10 protein-coding genes are annotated in these 11,638 nt (G+C 71.8%); 2 read left to right on the plus strand and 8 right to left on the minus strand.

What is annotated here, in order from left to right; translation table 11 throughout:
* Positions 1-288: 288 nt before the first annotated feature.
* Positions 289-834 (minus strand): dihydrofolate reductase family protein, encoded by a 546-nt coding sequence (locus tag ACWDLG_RS31985; protein WP_449927182.1) that lies wholly within the window; start codon positions 832-834, stop codon positions 289-291.
* On the opposite strand from ACWDLG_RS31985, the gene ACWDLG_RS31990 reads away from it, so the two are divergent.
* Positions 835-987 (plus strand): hypothetical protein, encoded by a 153-nt coding sequence (locus tag ACWDLG_RS31990; RefSeq protein WP_449927185.1) that lies wholly within the window; start codon positions 835-837, stop codon positions 985-987.
* A gap of 38 nt (positions 988-1,025) precedes the next feature.
* On the opposite strand, the gene ACWDLG_RS31995 is transcribed toward ACWDLG_RS31990, so the two are convergent.
* Together ACWDLG_RS31995 and ACWDLG_RS32000 are read right to left on the minus strand one after the other, a co-directional pair.
* Positions 1,026-1,727 carry a helix-turn-helix domain-containing protein gene (locus tag ACWDLG_RS31995; RefSeq protein ID WP_449927188.1) on the minus strand — a complete coding sequence of 234 codons (702 nt, stop codon included), beginning with the start codon at positions 1,725-1,727 and terminating at the stop codon, positions 1,026-1,028.
* Between the two features lie 228 nt (positions 1,728-1,955).
* Complete coding sequence (locus ACWDLG_RS32000; RefSeq protein WP_449927191.1) at positions 1,956-2,897, minus strand: MerR family transcriptional regulator; 942 nt, start codon at positions 2,895-2,897, stop codon at positions 1,956-1,958.
* A 95-nt stretch (positions 2,898-2,992) separates the two neighbouring features.
* On the opposite strand from ACWDLG_RS32000, the gene ACWDLG_RS32005 reads away from it, so the two are divergent.
* Positions 2,993-3,607: a TetR/AcrR family transcriptional regulator gene (locus tag ACWDLG_RS32005; RefSeq protein WP_449927193.1), complete on the plus strand. Its 615-nt coding sequence runs from the start codon at positions 2,993-2,995 to the stop codon at positions 3,605-3,607.
* Between the two features lie 78 nt (positions 3,608-3,685).
* Here the strand turns inward: ACWDLG_RS32005 and ACWDLG_RS32010 are convergent, their stop codons facing one another.
* The 5 genes from ACWDLG_RS32010 to ACWDLG_RS32030 form a co-directional block, all read right to left on the minus strand.
* Positions 3,686-4,009, minus strand: coding sequence for a hypothetical protein (locus ACWDLG_RS32010; protein WP_449927196.1), 324 nt, complete (start codon positions 4,007-4,009; stop codon positions 3,686-3,688).
* Positions 4,010-4,063: 54 nt separating this feature from the next.
* Complete coding sequence (locus tag ACWDLG_RS32015; protein WP_449927199.1) at positions 4,064-6,076, minus strand: CehA/McbA family metallohydrolase; 2,013 nt, start codon at positions 6,074-6,076, stop codon at positions 4,064-4,066.
* A gap of 116 nt (positions 6,077-6,192) precedes the next feature.
* Complete coding sequence (locus ACWDLG_RS32020) at positions 6,193-7,725, minus strand: aldehyde dehydrogenase family protein (protein WP_449927202.1); 1,533 nt, start codon at positions 7,723-7,725, stop codon at positions 6,193-6,195.
* Between the two features lie 69 nt (positions 7,726-7,794).
* Positions 7,795-8,340: a cupin domain-containing protein gene (locus ACWDLG_RS32025; RefSeq protein ID WP_449927205.1), complete on the minus strand. Its 546-nt coding sequence runs from the start codon at positions 8,338-8,340 to the stop codon at positions 7,795-7,797.
* Positions 8,341-8,349: 9 nt separating this feature from the next.
* The gene (locus tag ACWDLG_RS32030) at positions 8,350-11,598 is read right to left on the minus strand and encodes an NACHT domain-containing protein (RefSeq protein ID WP_449927208.1); all 3,249 of its coding nucleotides are present in this window, start codon (positions 11,596-11,598) and stop codon (positions 8,350-8,352) included.
* Positions 11,599-11,638: the final 40 nt, after the last annotated feature.

Genomic DNA, 11,638 nt, shown 5'->3' on the forward strand with positions numbered 1-11,638 from the left:
CGAACTCCGGCTCGGATCGGCCGCGCGCATCGGTGCGCTGGTTCGTCGAACATGAAGAAGCCCACCGCTGTTCCGGCAGCGGTGGGCTTTCCTCATGCCCAGCCCCAGCCCCAGCCTCAGCCCCAGCCCATCCCAGCCCCGGTCTCGGCCCGTCCCGGCCTAGCCTCAGCCCCAGCCCCGGCCTCGGCCCGTCCCGGCCGGTTCGGCCCAGGCCCGCCCGGCTCGGCCCGGCCTGGCAGGGGCCGAGCATGGACCCGTGCGCGCCGCACCATGACGGCGTCCGGCGAGTCAGCCGGCGTCCGGAACGTAGCTCAGGTTGAGCACGCCGGTCGTGAACGTCTCCGACCTGGTGAGCTTCAGCCGGTGGGTCGGGGTGTCCTCGAACAGCCGCCGGCCATGGCCGACGGCGATCGGGTGGACCAGCAGGTTCAGCTCGTCGAGCAACCCGTTGGCCAGCAGCCACCGCACGGTCGTCGCCGAGCCGGACATCTGGATGTCGCCGTCCGTCCGCTCCTTGACCTCGCGCAGCGCGGCCACCACGTCACCGGAGACGACGGTGGTGTTGTTCCAGTCCGCCTTCTCCAGGGTGTTCGACACGACGTACTTGCGCACGTTGTTGAAGAACGCGGCGGCGTCCTGGTCGTTGTCCGTCGTCGTCCAGTACGCGGACCACTCTTCGTACAGCCTGCGGCCCATCAGGAACGCCGCCGCGCGCTGCATGCCCGCTTCGACCGCGGCGCCCATCTCGTCGTTCCAGTACGGGAAGTGCCACTGGTCCGGCGACTCGACCACGCCGTCCAGGGAAATGAAGAAGTTCGAAACGATCCTGCCCATATGCTCTGCTCCTCGGTCGTCGTGGGTGACGAGGAGGGCGCCACGGCAGGCACCGCCGCACATGTCGCGGCAGGCACCTACGCCGCATGTACGGCAGGCACGCTCGCCGCACGTGTCGCGGCTGCAGACGCCGGCCGCGCGATCCTCCTCTGACGGTGGCCCGCGACCGGCAGACTAGGCGGAAGCGGCGCTCACGTCTTGTACAGAAGCGACAGCGGCTCCGGCGCGTCCCGGTCGCGCAACTGCGTGGCGGTCCGCCCGACATAGCGGGCCAGCGACCGCGCCAGGTGCGGTTGGTCGAAGTACCCGAGCCGGTGGATCACATCATGGGCCGGCACGCCCTCCTGGATGAGGACCGCCGCCCGCCTGGCCCGATCGATCTGCCGGACGGCGCCGCGCGTGAGCCCGGTCGCCGCCACGAAGCGCCGCTGGACGGTGCGCTCGGACACCTCCGGCGACCCGTCACGAAGCACTGCGGCGACGATCGGGTCACGGTCCAGGACCCCCTCACGTGCCATCCGCCCGACGAACTCCTCGGCGTTGTCGTAGTCGGGAAGGCGCCAGGCGGAACCCTTCAGCCGGAACGACCTACGCGTCGCATCGGGGAGCTCCACCGAACCGTCGACGAGTCCGCCGACCGGAAGATGGGGCATCGACGTGCCGAGCGAGAAGATGATCCCGAAGAACGTGGCGTCCTCGGGAACGGGGGCCGTGCTCGCCTTCGACTCCGGGCCCTGAACCGCGACGTGGATCTGGCCGCGGTGGTCCCAGAAGACCAGATCCAAGCGCGCCGTCGCGACCGACGTCATGCGGCCGACGTCGTCGCTGCTGCTCCGCCACACCCGCTCGATGTACGGCGAGTCGGACGATCGGCTCTCGACCGCCAAGCCCATCCGCGTCACTCCCCCTCGCCCCTTGATGCTGTCGGCGCCGCGCAGGCAGTGTGGCACGAAACCCGCCAAGCCGTCGCCCGTCACGAGGTGGATCTGCTCGCCGTTCGTTCGGGCGCGCGTCGAGGTGGATCTGCTCGCCGTTCGTCCGGGCGCGCGTCGAGGTGGATCTGCTCCCCGTTCGTCCGGGTGCGCATCGAGGTGGAGGCCGACCCTGTGGAGTGCGGTCGGCTACGGCTCCGCGCGGGCGCGCAGCGCCTGGATGCACCAGCCGAACACCGGCGCCAGGCTTTCCGGCGCCGGCCAGCCGTTGACGACCGCGAGAAGCCGCGAGTATCGCTCCCGGCGAGGATCGTTCATGCTCTCCAGCCGCGCCAGCAGCAGCCGCCCGACCTCGGCCCCGTCCGGCCGGCCGAGGAGGCGCGCGTAGCGGGCCGTGAGCGATCCGACGATCGGCTCGGCGCCGGGGGAGGCCGGGTCGACGCCGCTCGCCACGGCCGGCGCGATGTGGTCCCGGACGACAGCGGCGAGATCGCGGCGCGGTCCCGGCCCGCCGGCGTTGGCGCGCTCGGCCGCATGTTCCTCGGCCATCCGGCGCATGCCGGCGCGGAAACCCGGGTCCTGGGACAGCTCGGCCAACTCCACCCACGCCTCCACCTGCTCGGCCTCGGGGTTGTCGGGCAGTTCGGGAGTCATCGAGCGCCGGACACCCGCCAACTCCGGCGCGGCGGCCTCCAGACCGCCGAAGACGGTGTCGAGGAAGTCGTCGATCAGGACGTGGCGTTCGTCCTCGGACAGCTTGGCCAGCTTGTGCATGAGATCCATCTCCTCCGGGGTGGAGCCGCGCCTGGCCACCGCCGTCAGCACCGCCCGCCGCAGCCGTAGCGTGCGGATCTGCACCGCCAGCGCCTCGGCGTGCATGGCGGCGACCTCGGGAAGCGAGACCTCCCGGTCGACGACCCTGCGGATCGTGGGCAGATCCAACCCCAGGTCGCGCAGCGTGCGCACGAGGTCCAGGCGGGCGACGGCGTCGATGCCGTACAGACGGTGACCGGCAGGGCTGCGGTCAGTGGGCGGCACGATTCCCCGGTCGGAGTAGAACCGGACGGTCTTGACCGTCAGCCCGGTGCGCCGGGCCAGGTCGCCGATCGAGTAGAGCGTGTCGTCGTGCATGCCCTCACCTTCGCGCCTCCCCCTGCTGGAGGTTCAAGTCCGCCGTCTCGTCCACCCATACTGGCGGCATGCCACGGGCGCCTATAGTGAGTCAGGTGACTGACTCGAAGGGTTCCCGGGTGCGGGCCGCGAGCGCCAAGCGGCAGCGGCTGATGGCGGCCGCCGCGCGGGTCGTGCATCAGCAGGGCGCCGAGCGGACCACCATCGCCGACATCGCCCGAGCCGCCGACGTCCCGGTCGGCAACGTGTACTACTACTTCAAGACCAAGGACGAACTCGTCGCGGCCGCGCTCGGCGAGCACGCCCGGCAGCTGGGGATCCTCATCGGACGGCTGGACGAGCTTCCCGATCCCATGGAACGGCTCAAGGGCCTGGTGGCGGCATGGGTCAGCCAGCGCGATCTCGCCGCCCGCTACGGCTGCCCGACCGGAACGCTGGCCGTCGAGCTGGACAAGCGCGCCGAGGGCGGCCTGGACGTCGAGGCCGGGCGGGTCATCCGGCTCCTCCTGGACTGGGTGGAACGCCAGTTCCGCGACCTGGGGCTGCCCGAACCCGACGGCCTCGCCCTGACGATGGTGGGCGCCTACCAGGGCATGTCCCTGCTGGCCAACGCCCTGCGCGACCCCGGCATCATGGAACGGCAGGGCGCCTCCCTCATCGGATGGCTCGACTCCCTCCCCGGAGAAATACACATCCTTCCAGGGAGCTGAACAAATCGACACTGCCGGAAAGCAAAGAGCCCAACGCCGGAAACAGCGATGGGCTCTGTGGAAGGTGGTTGGAGGTGATTAGCCGAAGAGCTCGTCAGTCGTGGTGACGGCGCCCGCGCGCAGGACCCATTGCGCGAGCTGTTCCAGGTCGTTACAGCTGAGGATGCGCTGACGGACCTCCTCGGAAACGGCTACGCCATGGTGCTCGAGGAGCATGAGCACACAATGCGCTTCCCCCCGCGCCATGCCTTCCTCGCGGCCCACTTCCCGGCCCTCTTCGCGGCCTTCTTCCCGGCCTTCCTCTCGGCCCTGTGCCCTGCCCTCCTCCATGCCTACTTCCTTGCCTCGGTAGAAGTGCTCCTTGGCGAACGGGCTGTAGACGGGCCAGGTGGTGGACGTCATGATCTCCTCCAGGAGGCGCTTGGTCGCCGGCGAGGCCAGACGATTGCCGAAAAGCTATATGGCCAGCCGGGCCCGATAAATGCGGCGCGCCTCTTCTATCGCCTTCAGGTAATCGTCCATCTGCCATTGCTCGTCGAATCTGGCCGCCGTTCTCACCAGTTCTTCGAGCAGCTCGATCCACCGCAGGCAGAACATGACGTCGTCCTCCCTGGCCACCCGCCGATGTTCCACGTCGAGGTACACCGGACTCGTGTGCGCGTAGACGTGCGTGAAGAGCGAGCGGGGATGCGCGCCTCCTTCCGCCACGGCCACCACGTACGTCGGCCACTGCACGGCCAGCTCCGCGCTCACCTCCGAGCCCGACGTCGAGGCCAGCTCCCCGTCGGCGGTCAGCACGGTCAGCCGTTCCACCTCAGGGCCGATCACCCGGGCCGTCACCCGCACCGTCCGGCCCGGCGTGAGGTTCAGCGTCTCGCCCGGCCCCTGTCCGTCGACCAGCAGTTCCAGGAAGGGCCCCGTGGTGGCGAACGTGCGGCCCCGCCGTACGGCGTCGGCGTAGGAGTCCGCGGTCAGCGGCCCCTCGACCCGCGCGTAGGTGCGCTCCCAGCCGACGGGGCTGGCCACCATCTCCATGCGCTGCCTGGTGTAGGTCAGCATCGAGTCGGTGCCGGCGACGGCCGCCAGCCGGTTGCCCGCGCCGATCAGCCGTCGGTAGGCCCGCGCGGACCCCGTGGCGCAGGAGAAGTGGAGCAGCTCGAACCCGTCGACCAGGCCGAGCGCCGCGTCGACGACCGCCATCCTGGCCGTGCAGCCGGGCGTGCCGACCAGCTGCTCGGGGGTCTCGGTCGGCCCGCGGAAGGCGTGCGCGTAGCCGACGAGCGCGCCCAGCTCGCGCAGCTCTCTCAGCGCCTCCGTCGTCGGCGGCCAGTCGGGCGCGCCGGCGAACCCGGTGGCGTAGAGCGACGGCGGGGCCGCCGGCGCGAAGGCGTGCAGGTGGCCGAACAGGTCGTTGCGGTGCTCGACCCCCATCCTGGCCACGTGGGTGGCGTCCGACCACGGCAGGTCCTGGCCCGCCCAGTGCTCCAGCGCCTCCTTGTCCAGCACCCGCTCGCCGGAGACGTTCGCGGCCAGCAGGCTCAGCACGTGGAGGTCCTCGCCGTGCTGGGAGTCGGCCGCCCACTGCGGCGGCGCCACCAGGTCGCCGACGTAGTTGAGGTGGACGTGCAGGTCGCCGCCGTACCAGCCTCTGGCCGCGGCGTCGTAGATGCGCTTGGGGGTCAGCTCGACCAGCGTCTCGATGTGCTCGGGAGGGGTGAGCGAGGTCTCCGCCCAGCCGTACTCCATGCCCCGCGTCACCCTGACCGTCAGCGGCTCGGCCGGGACGAAGAGCATCAGATCGTCGCCGTGGAAGTACGGCACGCCGTTGAAGTCGCGCTTGGGCGGCACCCCTGGCGGGTACCAGCCCTGGCCGTCGGCGTTCCACACGCTCCACCGGCACGGGAAGCCGGCCCGCAGCCGCAGCGCCGCCCTGGGCGCGCTCCTGGTCAGGCCGGACAGGTCGAGGCCGCGGCCGTCGACGCGCACGTCGGCCGCCGTGTCGAGCTCGATCAGGCGCGCGCCCTTGGCGGGCACCTCGTACTCCTGGTCGCCGACCGTCACCCACGCCGCGTGGTCGCAGGCGCTGTCGATCAGTAGCGTGAGCGGCAGCGGCGTGCCGCCCACCACCGCCCGGGTACGGCCGCGCAGGTCGTGGCCGTCGGGTGTGAGGCGCAGCACGGCCAGCCCCTCCGGCGGGACGGGGCCGAGCGCGCCGCGCAGCACCTCGTCGTAGTCGAGCTCGCACTCCAGGCGCTGCAGCTCGGCGGGGCCGGCCCCGGGGGCCTGCTGCCTGGCCTGGCGCCGGGCCTCCCGCCAGAAGGGGCCGACGTCCACGAACCGCGACTGGCTCATGACCCTGACATAGGCGATGGGGGGTTCGCCCCATGTCATTCCGTGATCGGCGAGCAGCTGGCGGTACTCCTCCAGCATGCGGGCCACAGGCGCGGGCAGCATCGGATCGTCACGCATCGGTTTCTCCCCGTAATCGCAGGCGTCGTCATCGTGACACAGCCCGGCACCGACCTGCGGAGGAGCGGATGTGGTTTTTCCACACCCGGGTTGACGCAGCTTCGACCCAGATCAACTCAGATACGGAACTCCAGGTCCGGGGTGATCTCGGCGACGTCCATCTGGGCCTTCTGCAGCCGTCCCGAGTGGTCCCAGTTCATCGCCTGCCAGCGGGTGAACTGGTCGAGCACCCACATCCCGGACTGGCGGCTGCCGTTGCCGGACTTGCCGTTGCCGCCGAACGGCAGGTGCGCCTCGGCGCCGCTGGTGGAGTTGTTGACGCTGACCATGCCCGCCGAGATGCCCTCGCGGAAGCGGAAGGCGCTGCGCGGGTCGGTGGTGTAGATCGAGGAGGACAGGCCGTAACCGGGCAGGTTGGCCAGCTCGATCGCCTCGTCGAGGGTGCTGAAGGTGGTGACGCCGACGATCGGGCCGAAGGTCTCCTCCATGAACAGCCGGTCGCCCGGCCTGACCCCGTCGACGATCGTCGGGTGGTAGTAGATGCCGCCGTCGCCGGTGAAGGAGCCGCGCGGGTTGGCGGCGCTGATCCTGCCCTGCGGGGTGAGCACCGTGTGGTGCGGCTGCACCCAGGTCAGGAACTCCTCGAACCGGTCGGCGAACTTGCCGTCCAGCAGCGGCCCGGCGAGCACCTCGCCCTTCGGGTCGCCGATCTCGGCCGTCGCCAGCGCCCTGGCGAAGCGCTCGACGAACTCGTCGTGCACCGACTCGTGCACGATGGCGGTGCCGAGGCTGGTGCAGCGCTGGCCCGCCGTACCGAAGCCGGCGAACAGCGCGCCCTCGACGGCCAGGTCGAGGTCGGCGTCCGGCATGATCACCATGGGGTTCTTGCCGCCGAGCTCCAGGCAGGGCGACTGCAGGTGACGGCCGCACAGCTCGCCGATCTTCCTGCCGACCTCGGAGGAGCCGGTGAAGCCGACCTTCTGCACCGTGCCTTCGCCCAGAGCCGTCTCCAGCCCCTCGAAGGTCTCCCGGCCGTCGGCGAAGACCACGTTGAGCACGCCGTCGGGCAGGCCCGAGGCGGCGAACAGCTGGTACATCGCGTGCGCCGACGCCGCGGCGTACTCGGCGGGCTTCCACACCACGGCGTTGCCGCACAGCAGCGCGGGCACCAGGTACCAGCTCGGCACCGCCACCGGGAAGTTGCCGGCGGTGATCACCGCGGCCACGCCGACGGGGTTGCGGAAGGTGAACAGGTTCTTGTCCGGCATCTCCGACGGCACGGTCTGGCCGTACAGCCTGCGGCCCTCGCCGAGGAAGAAGTCGCAGGTGTCGACGATCTCGCGCACCTCGCCGAGAGACTCCGCGTACGGCTTGCCGATCTCCTCGGTCACCAGCCTGGCCAGCGCCTCGGCGTTCGCCTCGACCAGCCGGCCGATCGAGGCGATCACCCTGCCGCGGACCGGCGCCGGCGTGCGCGCCCACTCCCGCTGCGCCTCCTTGGCGGTACGGCAGGCCGCGGCGAAGGCGGCCGCGTCCGCGAGGCCCACGCGCGCGACGACCTGGGCGGTGTCGGCGGGGTTCGTCGAGTCGTAGGTGGTGGTGGCGGCGGCTTCCTTGCCGCCGACGACGGAGACGATCTGACGGGTCACCGGTGACCTCCTTGTGGTTCTTCCTGCCGCAAGCCAATCATTCCGCACGACTTGCGGGAAACACCGCCTTCAGGCGGTGAAATCCGCGAACTCGAATCCGGGGGAGACGACGCAGCTCACCAGCACCTCCTCGTCACCCGCGGGACGCGCGGCCTGCCACACCCCGGCGGGCACCCTGGCCTGCGGGACTTGTCCCTCCTCGACGGCCGGGCCGAGCAGGACCTGCTCGTCGCCGATGGTCAGGGCGAGCGGGCCGCCCCGGTGCCACAGCCAGATCTCGTCGGACCTGACCATGTGCGGCACCGACTCCTCGCCCGGCTGGAGGAGGAAGTAGATGCCGGTCGCGCTGGCCCGCGGCCCGTCGTAGCCCTCGGGTTCGAAGGTGACGGCGCTCTTCCAGGTCTGCCGGTACCAGCCGCCCTCGGGGTGGGGGAGCAGGTCGAGCGCCGCGGCGATCGGCGGGCGCTGGACGAAGGCGACGGCGTCGCCCCTGACGTCGCGGCGCAGGAAGCGCGTGCGGTCGAGGACGAGCTGGCCTTCCAGGCCGCTGGCCAGCGCCTCCGCCTCGTCGGCGACCTCGGTGACGGGGCCGTCCGGATAGATCATCAGCTCCATGGGGCGAGTCTAGGTCCGGTGCACGGTCAGGTGGTCCAGGCCGGCCAGCGGCGCGAGGTCGAGGGTGTCGGGCATGTCGCGCAGGTGGAGGGTCTCCAGCCCGGTCAGCCGCGCGAGCGGGCTGAGGTCCTTCACCTGGTCGCAGCGTTCGAGGTAGAGGAGCGTCAGCCGGTCCGTCCCGGCCAGTGGCCTCAGGTCGGCCACGGCGGTGCCGATGAGCCGCAGGACCGTGAGGTCGCTGGGTCCGTCCGGGAGCCAGTCCAGGTCGGTGACCCAGGGGCCGCCCAGTTCCAGCCACGACAGCGGCAGCCGCTCCAGCGCGTCGAGGCCGGCGGGTCCCGCGGTGCCCGTCAGGCCGAGCTGCTGCAGGCCGGGGAAGAGCGCGGCGATCTCGGCCACGCTGCCGGCGATGTCCGCGGCGCCCTCGATCAGCAGGGTGGTCAGCCCGGTGACCCCGGCCAGTGACCGCGGGTCGAACGCCTGGCCGCGGCAGTCGAGCGCCAGGGCCTCCAGCGCTCTGCTCAGCGACGACAGGCCGCCGTCCGGCACCTCGAGCCCGAGCTTGCGCAACCCGGCGAAACGGTCGAGGAATCCGAGGCCGTCGGCGCTCACCGTCCCCCACAGCGACAGCTCCCGCAGCGAGCCCAGCTCGGGGAAGGCGCCGAAGTCGACGGCCGGCAGGCCCTCGAAGAAGAGGAAGAGGGACTCCAGCAGCGGCAGCCGGCGCAACGGGTCGAGCTCGGCCGTGCCCAGCTCGTAGAGCTGCAGGCTCCGCAGCTCCCGCAGGCCGTCGAGGAAGCCCAGATCCGTGACCGGCGCCGTGATCAGCAGGCTGTCCTGCACGTCCAGATGTCTCAGGCCGGGCAACAGCCACGGATCGCCGATGACCCCCAGCCACAACCGGGGGGCCAGCGCCAGTACCCTGCGCGCGTACTCCTCGGGGTCGTAGAACCGCCAGCCTTCCTGGAGGGCCTCGTTGACGCAGTCGCGGCCGTCGGGCGCGTAGGCGGCCAGCAGGTCCAGCGACGCCGGGCCGTTGACCAGCCACGCCGTCCTGACCGCCATCGCGGCGGCCCGGTCCGGCACGCCCTCCAGGGGCCGGGGCAGGCGCCGGAGGATCTCCTCGCCCGCCGCGGCGAGCATCCGCGCCTCGTCCTCGTTCCGCGGCGGGATCACCGCGGCCAGGCACTCCTCGACCCTGTCACGCAGCTCCACCGGGATCTCCTGGATGGTCTCCAGGCACGAGGCGACCAGCAGCCGCAGCCGCCTGGCGTGCCGGGGCTCGCGCGCCGCCCGGTCGAGCAACCCGGCCAGCAGCTCGTGGCGCAGCCGGCCGGTCGCGTGCCCGGCCGCCATGATCACGACCTCGCGCCACTGGTCGAGGTGGGCGCGCTCGACCGCCGCCTCCACGTCCTCGTCGTCGGCGAGCTGGCCGGCCGCCAGGTACTCCTGGACCGTCTTGTGCGCGAAGTCGATCCGTCCCGGCACCGGCTCGCGCAGCACGCCGCTCCTGCGCAGCAGATGCTCGACCACCTCCTCGGCCCGGTACGGCATCCGCGTCATGGAGCCCAGCCGCTGCCCCACCCGCTTCAGCGCCGTGGCCTTCGACAGCTCCGAACGTCCCATCGACACCAGCCGCCAGGCCAGGTCCCGCAGGATCCACACCTTCTGCTCAGGGTCGAGCACGATGTCGTCGGTGATGCCGCGCTCGGCGTCGCGGCGTTCGAGCAGCATCCCGAGCACCGCGTCGTACAGGCCCATCCGGCTGCGCGGCAGCTGCTTGCGCCGGTCCAGGTTGAGCGCGCACAGCATGCCGGCCAGCAGCGGGGTGGTGGCCAGCACGCGCAGGTGGGCGTTGCTCTCCAGACGGGCCAGCAGCGCGCCCTCGTACCCGTCGAGCTCGTCGGGCTCGCACGGCAGGCTCGGGCAGTCGCGCATCGCCAGATGCCACTGCCGGACCAGCTCCCGCAGGTCGCCGGGCGTCATCGGTTCGAGCTGGCAGGCGGCGAAGCCCTCGTCGGCCAGCCACCTGCCCTCCGCGGCGGCCGGCCTGGAGGTCACCACGACCCTGGTGCCCGGGTAGGCGGCCAGCATCCTCGACAGCCACTGCCGTACGGCGGGGCGGTGCCGTACCAGCAGCTCGTCGACCCCGTCGACCAGCAGCAGGCCCCGCCCCGACAGCAGCACCCGCTCGGCCCAGGCGCGCGGCGCGAGACCCGCGATCTCCTGGGCGACGTCGTCGAGGACGGCGTCCGGGCCGGGCAGGCGGCCGTCGGCGTGGCTGCGCAGCTTGACCATCAGCGGGACGCAGCCGTTCCACCCGGCCAGCTCGCCGGAGAAGGCGCCGCGCGCCGCCGTCACCGCCAGCCAGCGCAGCAGCGTGCTCTTGCCCGAACCCGCCTCCCCGCGCAGCAGCGTCAGCCGCGACCTGCCGAGCGCCGCCTCGATCCGGAGCGTCGCGGGGTCGGGCTCGTGCCGTCCGGTCAGCGAGGCGAGCGGCGGCGGGGCCGCGGCCTTCCCCGGCTCGGCCGTGGAGACGCTGAGGCTGATGTAGGCGACGCTGAGCGAGGTGCGCGGCCGGAAGCTCTCCACGCGCACCCCGAACAGCTCCACCTGGTCCAGCACCCGGCTGACGTGGTCGAGGTAGCGGCGCTCGAACGCGGCGTCGTCCTGTCGCCCCTCGGGCGCTTCGAGCGTGCGGACCGGCATGCGCGCCAGCAGCCGCTCCACCTGCTCGGCCAGGCCCGACAGCCGTGACAGGGTCTCGGCCGCGGCCCTGGGCAGGAACTGCGGCAGCTGCTGGATCATCCTGACCAGGCACTCCAGCGACTCGGCCAGCAGCACCTCGTACAGCCGGTCCTGCGCCTCGCCGAGCCTCGGCGGAGGCAGCGCGGCGCGCACCCGCTCGGCCAGCCGTACGGCGTCGCCGTCCGCGCCGAGCACGGCCGCGTCGGACAGGTCGGCCCGGCGCAACCCGTCCACGACCTCCATCAGCACCGCGGCGCGGTCGTGGTCCTCCAGGCCGCGGAACTCCTGCTCGACCAGAGCCCTCAACCGGTCCTCGACCGCGAGGGCGATGCCCTCCACCTGGTTGTCGAACCGCCTGCGCAGGATCCGGTCCCTGAACGCGCTCTGCACGAGCTCCTTCAGCTCCGCGGCACGCTGCTCCCTGGCGCCACGGGCGGACAGCCACTCGCGCACCGCCCGCTCCGCGATGGCCTTTCCCGCGGCGATCACCGCCGACTCGACGCCTGACATGGCGATCATCATCGCATCCGTGGCGGAATTGTCGGAGGGG

It is taken from the genome of Nonomuraea sp. NPDC003727, from assembly GCF_053586935.1.